16 protein-coding genes and 1 pseudogene are annotated in these 17116 nt (G+C 64.1%); 9 read left to right on the top strand and 8 right to left on the bottom strand.

Annotated elements, in window-relative coordinates:
• Positions 1 to 30: 30 nt before the first annotated feature.
• The 8 genes and pseudogenes from AC1DN9_RS05885 to AC1DN9_RS05850 form a co-directional block, all read right to left on the bottom strand.
• Positions 31 to 633 (bottom strand): LuxR C-terminal-related transcriptional regulator, encoded by a 603-nt coding sequence (locus AC1DN9_RS05885; protein ID WP_478098179.1) that lies wholly within the window; start codon positions 631 to 633, stop codon positions 31 to 33.
• Positions 634 to 701: 68 nt separating this feature from the next.
• Complete coding sequence (locus AC1DN9_RS05880; protein ID WP_478098177.1) at positions 702 to 2030, bottom strand: tryptophan--tRNA ligase; 1329 nt, start codon at positions 2028 to 2030, stop codon at positions 702 to 704.
• A gap of 10 nt (positions 2031 to 2040) precedes the next feature.
• On the bottom strand, positions 2041 to 2712 hold the full coding sequence (locus AC1DN9_RS05875) for a site-2 protease family protein (RefSeq protein ID WP_478098175.1): 672 nt from the start codon (positions 2710 to 2712) through the stop codon (positions 2041 to 2043).
• Positions 2713 to 2753: 41 nt separating this feature from the next.
• On the bottom strand, positions 2754 to 3389 hold the full coding sequence (locus tag AC1DN9_RS05870; RefSeq protein ID WP_478098173.1) for an L-threonylcarbamoyladenylate synthase: 636 nt from the start codon (positions 3387 to 3389) through the stop codon (positions 2754 to 2756).
• A gap of 48 nt (positions 3390 to 3437) precedes the next feature.
• Positions 3438 to 4370: a DMT family transporter gene (locus tag AC1DN9_RS05865; protein ID WP_478098705.1), complete on the bottom strand. Its 933-nt coding sequence runs from the start codon at positions 4368 to 4370 to the stop codon at positions 3438 to 3440.
• 5 nt (positions 4371 to 4375) lie between these two features.
• Positions 4376 to 5230 carry a 3',5'-nucleoside bisphosphate phosphatase gene (locus tag AC1DN9_RS05860; protein ID WP_478098171.1) on the bottom strand — a complete coding sequence of 285 codons (855 nt, stop codon included), beginning with the start codon at positions 5228 to 5230 and terminating at the stop codon, positions 4376 to 4378.
• Between the two features lie 94 nt (positions 5231 to 5324).
• Complete coding sequence (locus tag AC1DN9_RS05855) at positions 5325 to 6368, bottom strand: transporter (RefSeq protein ID WP_478098170.1); 1044 nt, start codon at positions 6366 to 6368, stop codon at positions 5325 to 5327.
• Positions 6369 to 6389: 21 nt separating this feature from the next.
• A pseudogene (locus tag AC1DN9_RS05850) lies at positions 6390 to 7340 on the bottom strand (inorganic phosphate transporter); the annotation flags it as partial.
• A 392-nt stretch (positions 7341 to 7732) separates the two neighbouring features.
• Here AC1DN9_RS05850 and ppk2 point away from each other — a divergent pair.
• The 9 genes from ppk2 (at position 7733) to urtD (ending at position 16883) form a co-directional block, all read left to right on the top strand.
• Entirely contained in the window at positions 7733 to 8650 is a 918-nt protein-coding gene (gene ppk2 / locus AC1DN9_RS05845) for a polyphosphate kinase 2 (RefSeq protein WP_478098169.1), read from the top strand.
• Positions 8651 to 8741: 91 nt separating this feature from the next.
• On the top strand, positions 8742 to 9779 hold the full coding sequence (locus tag AC1DN9_RS05840) for an extracellular catalytic domain type 1 short-chain-length polyhydroxyalkanoate depolymerase (protein WP_478098168.1): 1038 nt from the start codon (positions 8742 to 8744) through the stop codon (positions 9777 to 9779).
• On the top strand, positions 9779 to 10630 hold the full coding sequence (locus AC1DN9_RS05835; protein WP_478098166.1) for a lipase family protein: 852 nt from the start codon (positions 9779 to 9781) through the stop codon (positions 10628 to 10630). The genes AC1DN9_RS05840 and AC1DN9_RS05835 overlap by 1 nt, the downstream gene beginning before the upstream one ends.
• 83 nt (positions 10631 to 10713) lie before the next feature.
• Positions 10714 to 11340, top strand: a complete 627-nt coding sequence (locus tag AC1DN9_RS05830) for a nucleotidyltransferase domain-containing protein (protein ID WP_478098164.1) — start codon at positions 10714 to 10716, stop codon at positions 11338 to 11340.
• Positions 11279 to 11722: a DNA-binding protein gene (locus AC1DN9_RS05825; RefSeq protein ID WP_478098162.1), complete on the top strand. Its 444-nt coding sequence runs from the start codon at positions 11279 to 11281 to the stop codon at positions 11720 to 11722. The genes AC1DN9_RS05830 and AC1DN9_RS05825 overlap by 62 nt, the downstream gene beginning before the upstream one ends.
• Positions 11723 to 11816: 94 nt before the next feature.
• Positions 11817 to 13085, top strand: a complete 1269-nt coding sequence (urtA, locus tag AC1DN9_RS05820; protein WP_478098160.1) for an urea ABC transporter substrate-binding protein — start codon at positions 11817 to 11819, stop codon at positions 13083 to 13085.
• Between the two features lie 116 nt (positions 13086 to 13201).
• Positions 13202 to 14782 (top strand): urea ABC transporter permease subunit UrtB, encoded by a 1581-nt coding sequence (gene urtB / locus AC1DN9_RS05815; RefSeq protein ID WP_478098158.1) that lies wholly within the window; start codon positions 13202 to 13204, stop codon positions 14780 to 14782.
• Positions 14779 to 16011, top strand: coding sequence for an urea ABC transporter permease subunit UrtC (gene urtC, locus AC1DN9_RS05810; protein ID WP_478098157.1), 1233 nt, complete (start codon positions 14779 to 14781; stop codon positions 16009 to 16011). The genes urtB and urtC overlap by 4 nt, the downstream gene beginning before the upstream one ends.
• The gene (gene urtD, locus AC1DN9_RS05805; protein ID WP_478098155.1) at positions 16008 to 16883 is read left to right on the top strand and encodes an urea ABC transporter ATP-binding protein UrtD; all 876 of its coding nucleotides are present in this window, start codon (positions 16008 to 16010) and stop codon (positions 16881 to 16883) included. Before urtC ends, urtD begins: the two co-directional genes overlap by 4 nt.
• Positions 16884 to 17116 lie beyond the last annotated feature (233 nt).

The following is a 17116-nucleotide window of genomic DNA, read 5'->3' as shown; positions in this document are numbered from 1 at the left end:
GCATTGCCCCTGGCAGGGGGCAAGCCTGGTTTAGCTCGAAGACGAGAGCAATCCGTTGGTGCGCGCGTGGTGCAGGGCCTGCGTCCGGCTCTTCACGCCGAGCCGACGGAACAGGCGCCATAGATGCACCTTCACGGTGTGCTCGCTGATATCGAGTTCGGTGGCGATGTCGCGGTTGCTCATGCCTTGATCGAGCATCGCGATGAGCTGGGTCTGGCGCTTCGAGAGCTTGCTGTTGGCTGCTGCCACCGGCTCCTCGGTTTCGGAATCGGCCATCAGCAGGCCGCGCAATGCGGCGGTGAGTTCCGCCGAGCTGGCGGACTTCTCGATGTAGGTGTCGGCGCCAGCTTCGATGCAGGCCTCTTCCATGTCGGCGGAGGGCGACGCGGAATAGACCGCGATCGGTACGTCCGGATAGGCATGCTTCACCGCGACCACGCCGGAGACACCGGTCGTGTCCGGCAGCTTCAGGTCCAGGCAGAAGAGGCCCGGCGCGCCGTGCTGCTTGACCGCGCCAGCCAGCTTGTCGAGGCGTTCGAGCTCGACGATGTTCTCGGCCGGTCGAAGGCGCCGCAGCACCATCACGATGGCGTCGCGCATCAGGGGGTGGTCATCGATGACGTAGATACTCATGGTTTTCTCACTGTGTCGGCGGGTCGGGTGGACTGGATCCCATCGCCGCGCATTGCTGTCACTTTAAATCAACCTTCACTCGCTGCATCCGCAGCCAGCGCCTCCAGTGCGGCGGATGCCGCACTCATTTCCTCGTTGCCCATCGGCTCGAGTTGTTCGGTCAGCTGCGCCAGTGCGGCGCGGCGCTGCTGTTTCAGCGTGGCGATCGCCCGGCCTGCTTCCTGCGGCGACGCAAACCCCCGGCTTTGTACCAGTTGTGTGCCGCTCGCGTCGAGAAGCTTGAAATAGAAAAGACCATCGCTCGCGCGGTACTGCTTGAAGCTGGGCCGCAAGACCTTGGCTGCCTTGCGCGCTGCGGTGCCTTTGTCGCTGGCGGCCAGGTTGCGCAACCCCACGGCCTGCCGAAGCTCGGCAACGAACGGACGCGATATCGCGCGTGCCTTCTCCGCACCGGCCCGCAGGATCTTTTCGATCTGGGCCGGGTCGTTGATCAGGTCGTCGTAATGTTTGCGCATCGGCGCGATTTCGCGGTCGATGCGTTCGAACAGGATCTGCTTCGCGTCGCCCCATCCGATGCCGTCGGCATAGGCTTGGCGCAGCGTCTCGGTCTCTTCGCTGTCGGCGAAGGCCTGGTAGATCTGGAACAGCGCCGAGCCCTCGGTGTCCTTGGGTTCGCCGGGCGCGAGGGAGTCGGTCACGATGCCCGCGATCAGCTTCTGCAAGTGGGCGCGTGGCGTGAAGAGCGGGATCGTGTTGTCGTAGCTCTTGCTCATCTTGCGGCCGTCGAGGCCGGGCAGCGTGGCCACGGCGTCGTCGATCTCGGCCTCGGGCAGGGTGAAGTGCTCGCCGTAGAGATGGTTGAAGTGCTGCGCCATGTCGCGCGCCATCTCGATGTGCTGGACCTGGTCGCGGCCCACCGGCACCTTGTGAGCGTTGAACATCAGGATGTCGGCGCCCATCAACACCGGGTACATGAAGAGGCCTGCCGTCACGTCGGCGTCGGGGTCCTCGCCCTTGGCGGTGTTCTTGTCGACCGATGCCTTGTAGGCATGCGCGCGGTTCAGCAGGCCTTTGCCCGTGACGCAGGTGAGGAACCACGTCAGCTCCGGAATCTCGGGGATGTCGGATTGCCGATAGAACGTGACGCGGTCGGGGTCGAGGCCGCAGGCGAGCCATGTCGCGGCGATCTCGAGCGTCGAACGCTGAATGCGCGCGGGTTCGTCGACCTTGATCAGCGCGTGGTAGTCCGCGAGAAAGTAGAAGCTCTGCACGTCCGCACGCCGGCTGAAGCGCACCGAGTGGCGCACCGAGCCGACATAGTTACCCAGGTGAGGCGTGCCGCTGGTGGTGATGCCCGTGAGGAAGCGAATGGGATCGGGATCGGAGGAGGAGGCCATGGAGAAAGACTCAGCGGATCAAGGCGATGATGGGTGTGAGCAATAGGTTGACGGCGCTGTAGCCCACCGCCATCAGCGGACGCAGCCAGTAGTTGCTGACGATGCCGGCGAGGACCAACCCCATCACGATGAAGAACCCGTAGGGCTCGATGCGCGCCAGAAAATTCTGCGCGGCGCCGCGCGGCAGCAACCCGGCGAGCACGCGGCCACCGTCGAGCGGAGGCAGCGGAAACAGGTTGAAAGCCCACATCACGAGATTGACGAGCACGCCGCCCTGCGCCATCTTGATGAAAAAGGTTTCATTGATGCCTGCGCCGACGAGGCCGACGAGAAACAGCCCCCACAGGATCGCCTGGATGAAATTGGACGCGGGACCGGCCAGTGCCACCCAGACCATGTCGCGCTTCGGGTTGCGCAGGCGCCCGAAATTGACCGGAACGGGCTTCGCATAGCCGAACAGGAATGCGCCCGATGTCGCGAAGTACAGCAGCAGCGGCATCAGGATGGTGCCGACCGGGTCGATGTGCTTGAAGGGGTTGAGCGTGACGCGCCCGAGCACATAGGCCGTGTTGTCGCCGAAATAGCGGGCGACGTAGCCGTGTGCGGCCTCGTGCACGGTGATGGCGAAGACCACGGGCAACGCGTAGATGAGTACGGTCTGGATGAGATTGGATATATCCACTGGCGGATTGTCTCAGACCGGTCGGATGTCCCTTGGGCGACTCAGAGGCCGAGCACCGCGAGCGATCCGCGGCCCTGGCGCACCAGCACCGGATCGCCGCCCGTGCCCATCGGCGTGAGGTCGACCACGGTGGTCGGCTCCGACGGGCAGGCGCCGGAATCGATCACTGCGCCGATCTGCTTCTCGAAGCGCTCGCGAATCAGCGCAGCATCGTTCAGCGCGTGGCTTTCACCGGGCGGGATGAGCGTGGTGGCCAGCAACGGCTCGCCGTGGAGCGTGAGCAATTCGCAGAGCACCTTGTGGTCGGGCATCCGCAGGCCGATGGTCTTGCGCTGCGGATGGCTCACGCGGCGCGGCACTTCCTTGGTGGCTTCGAGGATGAAGGTGTAGGGGCCGGGCGTGGCCGCCTTCAGGAGCCGGTATTGCTTGTTGTCGACCCGCGCGTAGTTGGCCAGTTCGCTCAGGTCGCGGCAGATCAAGGTCAGGTGATGCTTCTCGTCCACCTGGCGGATGCGCCGCAACTGGTCGACCGCGTCCTTGTCGTCGAGGTGGCAGGCCAACGCATAGCTGGAATCTGTCGGCACGGCAACGATCTCGCCGCGCGCGAGCAGGGCAGCAGCCTGCTTGAGCAGGCGCGGTTGCGGATTGTCAGGATGGACTTCGAAGAACTGGGCCATGGGACCGGGCGTGGGTGGGAGGGCGACATTCTGCCGTGAACACGGCGGTCAAGATTCCGCCGGCTCGATCGGTACGCGGCGCTCGCGCACCGTGAGCCATGCGCCGGCGGCGCCACAGACGGCGATCATCCCCATGCCGGCCAGCGAGAGATGGTCGGGCACGTGCGAGAACATGACCCACCCGCCGAGCATCGCGAAGGCAATCTGTGCGTAGAGATAGGGCGTGAGCGTGGATGCCGGCGCGCGCTGGTACGCGAGGATGAGGATGAAGTGGCCGACCGTCCCCATGAAGCCCATGAGGCAAAGCAGCGCCCACCAGTGCCAGGAAGGCAGCGCGGCCCACGCAAAGGGCACCACGAACGACGCGAGCAGCGTGCCGACCCAGCCGGTGTAGAAGTGCATGGTGAGCGGGTTCTCGGTCTGCGCGAGCTTGCTGGTCAGCACCTGAAACCACGCGTTGGTCAGCACCAGCCCGATCGGCAGCAGCATCGCCCAGCTGAAGGCATCGCCGCCCGGTCGCAGGATCACGAGCGTGCCCGTGAATCCGCCTGCCACCAGGGCCCAGCGCAGCGGCGAGACGTGCTCCTTGAGCGTGGTGGCCGCCAACAGCGTGATCACCAGCGGCGCGATCAGCACGATGGAGGTGAACTCGGCCAGCGGCATGTACCGCAGGCTGAAGAAGGCCAGCGTGCTCGACGCCAGCAGCAATGCGCCGCGCAGCAACTGATAGCGCGGATGCCGCGTGCGCAGCAGTGCCGTGCCGTGCTTCGGCAGCAGCACAAGCGTCGTCGCGACTGCCTGGAAGGCGTAGCGGACCCACACCCCCATGAGGATCGGCACCGCGGCGGTCGACACCTTGGTGGCGGTGTCCAGCGTCGCGAAGCAGGCCACGGCGAGCACCACCAGACCGATGCCGGCGAGGATGCGCTCGGATTCGATGTCGCGGGTGGTCTTTCTCGCGGCCACGACGCCGCTGTTCAACGCCGTCACTGGATACGGTTCTCCAGCAACTCCCAGACGGGCGTGAGCTTTCCCGGAAGCCAGGGCAGCTTGCCCAGGTCGCAATGGCTTTCGTCGGGGCTGTGGAAGTCGCTGCCGCGCGAGGCGGCGAAGTCGAATTCCAGCGCCTTGTCGGCGTATTCGACGTATTCGGCGGGCGTGTGGCTGCCGGTCACGACTTCGATCGCGCGACCGCCGTGCGCCTTGAATTCGACGAACAACGCGTACTCCTCGTTCGCGGTGAACCTGTAGCGGCCCGGGTGGGCGATCACGGCCAGCCCGTTGGCGGCGGTGATCCAGCGCACCGCATCCTTCAGCGAGGCCCAGCGATGCGGCACGTAGCCGGGCTTGCCTTCGGTGAGGAACTTGCGGAAGACCTCCGAGGTGTCGCGGCAGTGGCCAGCCTCCACCAGGAAGCGGGCGAAGTGCGTGCGCGAGATCAGTTCGGGATTGCCGACGAACTTGAGCGCGCCTTCGTAAGCGCCATGGATGCCCACCCTGGCCAGGCCCTCGGACATCTCCTGTGCGCGCTTGCCGCGGCCGCCCCGGGTGTCGTAGAGGCCTTCGGACATGGCGGCGTCATCGGGATCGAAGCCGAGGCCCACGATGTGCACGGTTTCGCCGGCGAAAGTCACCGAGATCTCGGTGCCGGTGAGGTACTTCATGCCGTGCTCTCGGGCGGCGGCGGCGGCGCGGTGCTGCCCGCCGATTTCGTCGTGGTCGGTCAGCGCCCAGAGTTCGACGCCATTGGCGGCGGCGCGTGCCGCGAGTTCCTCGGGAGTCAGCGTGCCATCCGAGACCACGGAATGGCAATGCAGGTCGGCGTTGAGGATGGAAGTCACGCCACGATCTTATTCTTTCTCGAAGTTGCCTGCAGGGCGCATGGCGTCTGAGAGATGCGCTATCGAATAGATAGCAGCCAACGCCGACGGGCGTTCAGCGCTTCTTGCGAAACGCCAGCCAGGCCGCCGCAGCCGTGAAGGTGACGACGATGCAGACCACGATCCAGAAGCCGTGCTTGTGCTCGGCCAGCGGGATGCCGCCGACGTTCATGCCGAATAACCCGGCCAGGATGTTGATGGGCAATGCCAGCACCGTCACCACCGTGAGCACGAAGAGACTGCGGTTGTTGTCCTCGTTCACGTTGTCCGCGATTTCTTCCTGCAGCAGTTTGATGCGCTCCTGCAGTGCGGCCATGTCGCGCAGCACCACCGAGAACTCTTCCGTGGCACCGCTGAGTTCCTGTGCGTCCGAGTCGTCGATCCAGGCGGGCGGATTCTGCAGGAGGCGAAACAGCGCCGCCGGCTCCGGTGCGAGCAGCCTTTGCAGCCGCACCAGCACCCTTCGAAGCATGCCGAGTTGGGCGCGCTTGTGGACGAGCCGGCCGGTGAGCAGTTCGTCCTCGATCGCGTCGATGCGCGTCGTCACGCCGCGCACGACGTTCACCAGCACATCGGCCTGCGCGCGCAGCAGGTGTTCGAGCAATTCGGTGGTCGAGCGCGGTGCGTCGCCGGCCTTGACCGCGGTTCGCAGCGCATCGACCGAACGCAGCGGCTGGGCGCGGGCCGTGACGACCAGGCGCGGGCCTACGCTGATCCAGAGCGTCGAGATGTCCGACGGCTCGAAGCTGAAATCGAAATGCACGTCGTTGATGACGGCGATCAGCAAATCGTCCGCGCGCTCGATGCGCGTGGAGTGCAGTCCTTCCTTCAGCGTCTCGAAGAAGACGTCAGAGAGCCCGGCGTGCCGCGCCAGCCAGCGCTCGGCCTGTGCGTGGCTGAGATTGAAGTGCAGCCACATGTAGGCGCCGCCGGGCGGGGCGTCTGCGTCGGCTGGGTGGTCAGTCAGCCATTGCGCTGCTTGTACCGAGTTCACGGCGCGAGCCGGCGTTGAAGCGGCCGCGTCGAAGAGATAGCCGCAGATCAAGCCGGCTTCATCGCTGCCGTAGGCGCCGGTCGTCCAATCCTGAAGAAGTGCCAAGGTCGGGAAATGTCAGAAAGGTCAGAACAAATGGGTGAAGAGCCAGTAGAGCGAGCCCGACAGCAGGATGGCAGCCGGCAGCGTGAGAACCCAGGCCAGCGCGAGGTTGCGCAGCGTCGACCACTGCAGCCCCGAGCGGTTGGCCGCCATGGTGCCCGCCACGCCGGAGGACAGCACGTGCGTGGTCGACACCGGGAGGCCATACATGTCCGCCGCGCCGATCGTGACCATCGCCACCAGTTCGGCGGAGGCGCCCTGGGCGTAGGTCAGATGGGTCTTGCCTATCTTTTCCCCCACCGTGATGACGATCCTCTTCCAGCCGACCATCGTGCCGAGGCCCAGCGCAATCGCCACCACCACCTTGACCCACAGCGGGATGAACTTGGTCGCATCGTCGATCTCCCTGCGGAAAGCATTGACCTTGGCCTTTGCGTCCTCGTCCAGTCCTGCCGCGGGGTTTTTCTCGATCAAGCGGATGGCTTCGGAAGCAAGGTACATGTCGTTGCGCACGTTGCCGACGGCCTCGGCAGGGACACCGGCGATCGATCCGTGCGCCTTGACCTGCGCGCCGATGCTGCCTCTGAGCACCGCAATGGACGGCACGACGTTGGCGTTGAAATCCCGCGTTCGGATGAAGGTGGAAACGGCGTCGCGCGCCTGATCGTTCGGCAACGGCTGCGCGGCCGGCGCGCTCCGGTTGAGCGCGTTCTGTGCCACTTCCGCGACGGCGACGAACTGGACCATCTCGTCAGCGGGCATCGCGCGGTTCAATGCATAGGCCATCGGCACGGTGCCGACCAGGATCAGCATGATCAGCCCCATGCCCTTCTGGCCGTCGTTCGATCCATGGGCAAAGGACACGCCTGTGCAAGTCAGCACCAGCAGGCCTCGAATCCACCACGGCGGCGGCTTGTTGCCCTTGGGCTCCTCGTACAGCGCCTTGTTCTTCACGAGCGCCCGCAGCGCGAGCAGTGACGAATTCGAAGCCGAGCGCGATCAGCAGCGCCACGCCGAGCAGGATGAACGGGACGTAGGTCGTGACCCGTGTGCCCGTAGCGCTCACGTCTTCCACCAGGCTCCAGGCCATGTAGAGCAGCCCGACAGCCAGCAGGCCGATGAAGATGACCAGCGTGGCCGGCCCGGGTTTCGAATCCAGGTGCGGGCGGCCGGACGGGGGCGGCGAGGTGCCAAGCGATGGCGCGGTGGAAATCGAGCTCATGGTGTTTGGCGTGTCGTGATGAGTCGCCGGATGCTCCTCCCGCGACATGTCAGTCTCGTGACGGCAGTTGCGTTTGCTCACTTTCTGTCACAGGACGGTCATTCGTCGGGCCCACGATGCTGTTTTTCCTGTCCGAGAGACGACCATGACGCTTCCCGACACCCTGAAAGACCATGAAGACCTGATGCAGCGCATCGCGCGCGACCTGGTCGACAGCTACGACGAGGAGATCGAACTCGAACTCGAAGACCGCAGCCTCGAAGAGCTCGAAACGGGCAGGATCACCGACAAGGCGGGCCGGCAGGCCTACTTCAAGGAGCTGTTCCGCCTGCAGGGCGAACTCGTGAAGCTGCAGGACTGGGTGCAACACAGCAAGCAGAAGGTCGTGATCCTGTTCGAAGGCCGCGACGCGGCGGGCAAGGGCGGCGTCATCAAGCGCATCACGCAGCGGCTCAATCCGCGGGTGGCACGCGTGGCGGCGCTGCCGGCACCCAACGATCGCGAGCGCACCCAGTGGTACTTTCAACGCTACGTGGCGCATCTGCCCGCGGCGGGCGAGATGGTGCTCTTCGACCGCAGCTGGTACAACCGCGCCGGCGTCGAGCGCGTGATGGGCTTCTGTACCGACGACGAGTACGAGGAGTTCTTCCGTACCGTGCCCGACTTCGAGAGGATGCTTGTGCGCTCCGGCATCAAGCTGATCAAGTACTGGTTCTCGATCACCGACGAAGAGCAGCACATGCGTTTTCTCGGCCGCATCCATGACCCGCTCAAGCAGTGGAAGCTGAGCCCCATGGACCTTGAATCGCGCCGTCGCTGGGAGGAATACACCAAGACCAAGGAGACGATGCTCGAGCGCACGCACATCCCCGAAGCGCCCTGGTGGGTCGTCCAGGCGGTCGACAAGAAAAAGGCCCGGTTGAACTGCATCACCCATCTGCTTGGCCAGTTGCCGTACCACGATGTCGAGCACCCGCCGGTGACGCTGCCTGCCCGCGTTCGCAACGAGGACTACCTGCGGCATCCCGTGCCGGCCAGCATGTACGTGCCCGAGGCGTACTGATCCGGCCCCGCGCGGGCCGCGATAGGGCGATCGTCCGGTAGATCGCAGCGGTCGAAGCTGCTACCGTGTCCCGATCGCTCTCCGCCTATCGATGTCCCGCCGCTCACTTTCCCCGCTCACGCGCGCCTACCAGCGCAATTTGAAGGCGCTCACCAAGGCGACCCTCAGCAGTAGCAAGCGCATTGCGAACCAGGTCCAGCGTGCGGCCGTGAAGCAACTCAAGCCGCCTCCCGGGCAGGGCGACTGGCTGCCGGGCGTGGCCTTGGGTCCGGCGGGCGCGCGTCGCTATCACCTCTATCGCCCGCCCGGCCTGCCGCCGGGCGACAAGGTGCCGCTGATGGTCATGCTGCACGGCTGTGGCCAGACCGGGCGCGACTTTGCCGTGAGCACCCGCATGAACCAACTGGCCGCGCGCGAGCACTTCATGGTGCTCTATCCCGAACAGGACCGGCTTGCGAATGCGCAGGGCTGCTGGAACTGGTACGACCGCCGATCCGGCAAGGCGGATGCCGAGGCCGCGACGCTGATGATCGCCGTCGACCAGGTGCAAATGCTCTATCCCGTGGACCGCGAACGCGTGGCGATCGCCGGCCTCTCGGCGGGTGCGAGCATGGCGGCCTTGCTCGCGACGCGCTATCCGGCGCGCTTCAAGGCCGTTGCAATGCATTCGGGCGTCGCGCCGGGCGCTGCCAGATCGCCGGTCACGGCGCTTGGCGCCATGCGCGGTCAGCACGTGCCGCCGATCACGGCCACAGCGGTGGGCAAGGCCATGGGCGCCGCGGCCGTCTTCACCACGCTACCGCCTCTGCTCGTGCTGCACGGCGACGCTGACGGCGTGGTCTCCGCGAGCAACGCCACGAGCAGCGCGGCCGTCTGGGCGATGGCGACGGGTGCCAAGGCCGGCGTGACCCGCGTGTTGCAGCGCGGCAAACGCCATCCGATGCGCGTCACGGATTTCGCGCGCCGGGGCCGCACGGTGGTCACGCTGTGCGAGATCGCGGGCCTCGGTCATGCATGGAGCGGTGGCCTCTCCAGCATGCTCTTCACCGATCCGGCCGGGCCGGACGCGACCAAGCTGGTGTGGGCATTCGCCGCGCGACAGTTTCGGCTGAGCGGAGGTCCCACCTGATGCCGACCATCCCCTACGACGCCAGCCGAACCGCGCTCTACTCGCCGGAACGTCACGAGACGCTGTTCGAGAAGGGTCGCGCGTACATGCCTGTCCAGTGGGCCATCGAAGCTGCGCGGCTCGCGTACTACCGCGCCGAGCATGCGCCGACCGAACTGCAGCGTCTGACTGACGCGCTGGCACAAGCGGGCTTCGGGGAGCCAAGCCTTTTTCTCGACGCGGCCATCTTCGCGTTCGGCGCGCTGCACACGGGGGATGGCAGCGCGCTCATCGCGTTTCGCGGCACGCAGCCCGACGACATCCGTCACCTCGCGACCAATCTCCAGGCGCAGCAGGTCGATTGGACCGAAAGCGGAGGACGCGCGCATGCCGGCTTCGCGAAAGCGGCGCGCGGCGTGCTGCCGCAAGTGCTCGACTGGCTGGCCGGCGAGGGCAGCCCGCGCAGCCGTCTCATCTTCGCCGGGCACAGCCTCGGCGCCGCACTCGCGACGTTGATCTCGACTGTGCTGAAGCCCGAATTGCTCGTCACCCTCGGCTCGCCGCGCGTAGGCGATGCGGAATTCGTGGCCGCGCTTGCGGACGTCAGCATCATGCGGCTGGTCGACGGCTGCGACGTGGTGACGCAACTGCCGCCTGCGCTGTCCTTCTACGCGCATGCCGGGGCGGTGACTTACATCACCTGCGTCGACGGCCAGTGCATCGACGATCCCGCGCCGACCATGATCGAGGCCGACCGCGCCCAGGGCCGGGCCCGCTACGCGTCGGAGCATGCATGGAAAACGGGCTCCGTGCTGCTGCGCGAGTTGGCGGACCATGCCCCAATCAACTACGCGCGCGCCTTTTTTGCGTAAGCAACATTGCAGTTATCGGATTCTCAAAATCGCTTTCATTGCGTTCTCAAAATTGCTACATTTGAAGCAATTTTGAGAACAAGATGGGCGTCGCTGAATATCTTCTGGGTCAGACACGTACGCGCGTGATGGCGGCGTTGCTGCTCCATCCGGAGCAGACCATGCACGTGCGCGAACTTGCCCGTGTGACTGGCGCTTCCCCAGGTTCGCTCCACCGGGACCTTCGAGGGTTGAGCGATGCCGGAATACTGTTGCGGACCGAAGTCGGTCGCCAGGTGCATTACCAAGCCAACGTTCAAAGTCCGGTCTTCCAGGAGCTGACTGGACTGCTGCGCAAGACGGCCGGCGTTGCCGATGTGTTGCGCGACGCGTTGTCGCCCCTTGGCGAGACGGTCTCCCTGGCGTTCGTCTATGGCTCGGTCGCCGCGGGAAATGAAAGCGCGCGCAGCGATGTCGACGTGATGATTCTTGGAAGCGCTGGCTTTGCCGATGCTGCGATCGCTCTGGGTGAAGCGCAATCCATTCTGGGGCGGGAAGTAAATCCCACGCCCATGAGCGTCGCGGACTTTGCAAAGAAGCTGAAGGAAGAGCAGGGCTTTGCGGCCGGCGTCGCCGCAAGCCCGAAGATATGGATCAAGGGGGATGAGAATGACTTTGCAAAACTTGTTGAGCATCGGGAGGCTCAAGGCGCACGTCGCAACCGCGCTTGAGATCAAGAAGCTGTTGGTGGCTGCCGAGCGGAACATTGCCGATGCGGCCGTGACCGAGATCAGCGACGAAACGCGGTTCGATGCCGCGTACAAAGCCGTGATGCAGTGCGCACTGGCCGCCATGACGGCCTCCGGATATCGACCTTCGACCAGCGAACCTGGACACCATTCGACGCTGATTCAATCGTTGCCGCTAACCCTTGGCCTTGCCCGCGACGCTTGGGTCGTGCTCGATGCGCTGCGTCGCAAGCGCAATTCGAACGACTACACGGGTGACGTCGTCACTTCAGACATGGTGGTGGAATGTGCAGCGCAGGCCAAGGCCTTGCTGGTGCTGGTGAAGAAACACCTGAAGCGACACCACGCAGCGCTGCTCGCCTGAGCAACATCCTGTACGCCACCCGGCGTATTTCCGGCTCGCGACCTCTTCCGCAGACTCCTCTCCATCGTTCACACACCAGGAGAAGGAAGTCATCATGCAACGTCGTTTCACCCTCAAGGCACTCACCGCCGCCGTCGCTTTGGCGAGTTTGTCTGCCGTGCCCGCATTCGCGCAGGACACCATCAAGGTCGGCGTGCTGCACTCGCTCTCCGGCACCATGGCGATTTCTGAAACCGTGTTGAAGGACACGGTGCTCATGGCCATCGACGACATCAACGCCAAGGGCGGCGTGCTGGGCAAGAAGCTCGAGCCCGTGGTGGTCGATCCGGCTTCCAACTGGCCGCTCTTCGCCGAGAAGACCAAGCAACTGCTCGGTCAGGACAAGGTCGCCGTGATCTTCGGCTGCTGGACCTCGGTCTCGCGCAAGTCGGTGCTGCCGGTGGTCGAGGAAATGAACGGCCTGCTGTTCTACCCCGTGCAGTACGAAGGTGAAGAGCTCAGCAAGAACGTGTTCTACACAGGTGCCGCGCCCAACCAGCAAGCCATCCCCGCCGTCGACTACCTGATGAGCAAGGAAGGCGGCGGCGCCAAGCGCTGGGTGCTGCTGGGCACCGACTACGTCTATCCCCGCACGACCAACAAGATCCTGCGCGCCTACCTGAAGAGCAAGGGCGTGGCCGACAAGGACATCGACGAGAAGTACACGCCTTTCGGCCACAGCGACTACCAGACCATCGTTGCCGACATCAAGAAATTCTCGGCCGGCGGCAAGACGGCCGTCGTGTCGACCATCAACGGCGACTCCAACGTGCCCTTCTACAAGGAACTCGGCAACGCCGGCCTGAAGGCCAAGGACGTGCCGGTGGTTGCCTTCTCCGTGGGCGAGGAAGAACTGCGCGGCGTCGACACCAAGCCGCTGGTCGGCCACCTGGCTGCGTGGAACTACTTCATGAGCATCAAGAACCCGACCAACACGGCGTTCATCAAGCAGTGGAGCGACTACGCCAAGGCGCACAACATCGCCGGCCACAAGGACAAGCCGCTGACCAATGACCCGATGGAAGCCACGTGGATCGGCATCCACATGTGGAAGCAAGCGGTCGAGAAGGCGAAGAGCACCGACACCGACAAGGTGATCGCCGCGATGGCCGGCCAGACCTTCACTGCACCGTCGGGCATCGTCTCGAAGATGGACGAGAAGAACCACCACCTGCACAAGAGCGTGTTCATCGGCGAAATCAAGGCCGACGGCCAGTTCAATGTGGTGTGGAAGACGCCGGGCCCGGTCAAGGCGAAGCCTTGGAGCCCGTACATCGAAGGCAACGACAAGAAGCCTGACTACCCGGCCGGGAAATCTCTCTAACCCCCAGGTTGGCTCACTTCGTGTAGCCGCCCACCCCCTTTCAGGGGGCAACACCAGCGGACCGGCAAAGCCGGATCCGCGGTGTTTCTGGAAATGGGAACGCCGTGCACTGTTTTATGCGCTCTATCTACTTTTGGCTGGCGGCGGTTTTGCTGACTGCTGCTTTTCCGGGCTACGCGCTGACTGGCGATGAGGCCAAGGCGATTGCCTCCGGCGATACGGAAGCTCGTATTGCTGCGCTCAATCAGGCTGTCCTTACCGCCGATGAGAAGACTGCTGCGTTCATCCAGGCGATGTCGGACGATGCTGTCAAATTCACTGAGAACAAGGTCTTCGTCATCAAGGACGACAAGGCCTACGACCCGGTCACCGGTGCGGAGCTCAAGCTGCCGGACGATGCCGAGGACGTGGTCAACAACAACATGATGCGCGGGGCGTTCGATGCCGCGCAGGCGGCGCTCAAGCTCACGAGCAAGGACGATGCGGTGCGCGCCGAGGCCGCGCAGGCACTCTTCAAGGAGCCTGACGAGTCGCGCTTGCCGATGGTCGAGAAAGCGCTGGCCGCGGAGACGAATCCGAAGATCAAGGCACAGCTCGAACTGGTGCGCGCAGCGAGCATGCTGAACAGCACCGACAAGGGCAAGCGCCTGGCCGCTGCGAAAGAGCTCGGTGAAAGCCGCAGCCCGGACACCAAGCTTCTGCTCAATCAGCGCCTTGCCGACGAGACGGAGGCGGACGTCAAGGCCGCCATCGGGGCCTCGATCAGCAGCATCGACGGTTCGCTTGTCTGGGGCGACCGCATCAATGCCATCTTCAGCGGCATCAGCCTGGGCTCGGTGCTGCTGCTCGCCGCACTCGGGCTTGCGATCACCTACGGGCTGATGGGCGTCATCAACATGGCCCACGGCGAGCTGATGATGATCGGGGCCTATGCGACCTACGTGATGCAGGGCATCTTTCAACGCTACTTTCCTGAATCGGCCTTCGGCTGGTACCTGGTCGCCGCGATTCCTGTCGCCTTCCTGGCCTCGGCGCTGGTCGGTGCGGTGCTCGAACGCGGTGTGATCCGCTTCCTCTATGGCCGGCCGCTGGAGACGCTGCTCGCCACCTGGGGGATCAGCCTGATGCTGCAGCAACTGGTGCGTTCGATCTTCGGCGCGCAGAACGTCGGCGTCGAAAACCCGGCCTGGATGAGCGGTGGCTTCACGATGCTCAGCAACGTCACGCTGCCGTGGAACCGCATCTGCATCATCATCTTCGCGGGCCTCGTGTTGCTGGCGATGGGTTGGCTCATCGGCCGCACACGCCTCGGTCTTTTCGTGCGGGGCGTGACGCAGAACCGTCCCATCGCCTCGTGCATGGGCGTGAACACGGCGCGCATCGACACCTACGCATTCGCGCTCGGTTCCGGCATCGCCGGGTTGGCGGGATGCGCGCTCTCGCAGATCGGCAACGTGGGTCCTGATCTCGGGCAGAGCTACATCGTCGATTCGTTCATGGTGGTCGTGATGGGCGGCGTCGGCCAGCTCGCCGGTACCGTCTACGCGGCCATGGGTCTCGGCATCCTGAACAAATTCATCGAAGGCTGGGCCGGCGCAGTGCTTGCGAAGATTGCAGTGCTCGTCTTCATCATCATCTTCATCCAGAAGCGGCCTCAAGGAATCTTCGCCATGAAGGGTCGGAGTGCAGAGGCATGAGCAAAGTCGAACTACCGTCCAAAGGTCCGCTGCTCAGCGGTAAGGGCTGGACAGCCTTCTTCGTCGCGCTGATCGTCGTGTGCGCGCTGGCGCCGGTGCTCAACATCATGGTGCCCACCGGCAGCGCGCTGCACATGAGCGACTATGCGGTGGCGCTGGTCGGCAAGATCATGTGCTATGCGATCTGCGCGCTGGCGATGGATCTCATCTGGGGCTACACCGGCATCCTGTCGCTCGGGCACGGCATGTTCTTCGCGCTCGGCGGCTACATGATGGGCATGTACCTCATGCGGCAGATCGGCCGCGACGGCAACTACAAGAGCGACTTGCCGGACTTCATGGTCTTTCTCGACTGGAAGACGCTGCCCTGGCACTGGACCTTCAGCGACAGTTTCATCGCGACGCTGATCCTGATTGTCGCGGTGCCTGGCGTGATCGCTTTCGTGTTCGGCTTCTTTGCGTTCCGTTCGCGCATCAAGGGCGTGTATTTCTCGATCATCACGCAGGCCATGACCTACGCGGCCATGCTGCTCTTCTTCCGCAACGAGACCGGCTTCGGCGGCAACAACGGCTTCACGGATTTCAAGCGCATCCTCGGCATCCCGATGGCGACGCAGGAAATGCGCATGACGCTGTTTGCGCTGACCGGACTCACGCTGCTGGGCTTCTTCCTGTTCTCGAAGTGGTTGATCGGCAGCAAGTTCGGCCGCGTGTTGCAGGCCATCCGGGACGCGGAATCACGCGTGATGTTCTCGGGCTACAACCCGCTCGGCTACAAGCTCACGATCTGGGTGATCTCCGCCGTGATGTGCGGTGTGGCCGGCGCGCTGTACGTGCCGCAGGTCGGCATCATCAACCCCGGCGAGATGAGCCCGGCCAACTCGATCGAGATCGCCGTGTGGGCGGCAGTCGGCGGGCGTGCGACGCTGATCGGACCGATCATTGGCGCCTTCATCGTCAATGGCGCGAAGAGTTGGCTCACTGTTGCCTATCCGGAATATTGGCTGTACTTCCTCGGTGCCCTGTTCATTGCCGTCACGCTGTTCCTGCCGAACGGCATCGTCGGGCTGGTGAAGAAGTGGGCGTCGCGGGAAAAGGCGCCGCGCGAAGAAGCGGCACCGAGCGAAGGCCGGCGCGAGGCACAGCGAGCCGTGGCGGCGGAGCATGGTGTCGAGCCTGCGGCGCTGACTCCGCCTCTCGCAGTCGAACCGAAGGGAGCACGGGCATGACCCCCGATCTGATGGACGCCGGCGCTGAGCGTGTCGCCAGGCACATGGCCTTTGACCATGCGTTGCAGACCGAGTCGGGTGGACGTGCGGCCGGCTACGGCAGGCACATGACGGCGGGCGAAGTCGACACGACGCACGGGCGCATCCTGTACCTCGAAGACGTGAGCGTGAGCTTCGACGGGTTCAAGGCCATCAACAAGCTGTCGCTCGACATCGCGCCGGGCGAACTGCGCTGCATCATCGGGCCGAATGGCGCGGGGAAGACGACGATGATGGACATCATCACGGGCAAGACGCGGCCTGATGAGGGGACGGTTTTCTTTGGCAGCACGATCGATCTGCTTCGGCACAAGGAAGCGGAGATTGCGCAACTTGGCATTGGGCGGAAGTTTCAGAAGCCTACTGTCTTCGAGCATCTCACCGTGTTCGAGAACCTTGAACTGGCGTTGAAGACCGACAAGGGTGTGAAGGCTTCGATGCTGTTCAGGCTGGATTCGGAGCAGTGCGATCGGCTGGCCGAAGTGCTCCATACGATTCATCTTGACGGCAGTGTGTTGCGGTTGGCGGGGAATTTGAGTCATGGGCAGAAGCAGTGGCTGGAGATTGGGATGCTGCTGATGCAGGACCCCAAGTTGCTGCTGCTGGATGAGCCGGTTGCGGGGATGACGGATGAGGAGACTGCTCGGACTGCGGAGTTGTTTCTTTCGTTGAAGGGGAAGCACTCGTTGATGGTTGTTGAGCATGACATGAGCTTTATTCGGACTATTTCTGAGATCGTTACTGTGTTGTGTGATGGGGCTGTGTTGGCTCAAGGGACCTTGGATGAGGTTCAGGCGGATGAGCGGGTGATTGAGGTTTATCTTGGAAGGTGACTATTGTTTTGGGGGTGGGGGCCGGGTCTCGCCCCGGCGGGCGACCTACTTTCTTTTGCTTCGCCAAAAGAAAGTAGGCAAAGAAAAGGCGACCCTGCTGTGGGCGTCCCTTCGCTTCGCTACGGGCAACTTGCGGTGCTCACTTTTCGCGGGGTCCGCGCGAAACTCGCTTCGCTCAAACACGCGCAGCCCTGATCCGCGAAAAGCTCCGCTCCTCAGCACCCCCAGAAGGG

The organism is Variovorax sp. 05L425 (assembly GCF_056397705.1).
Note: the sequence above shows the minus strand (reverse complement) of the source record. Positions and strands in the feature narration are given on the sequence as shown.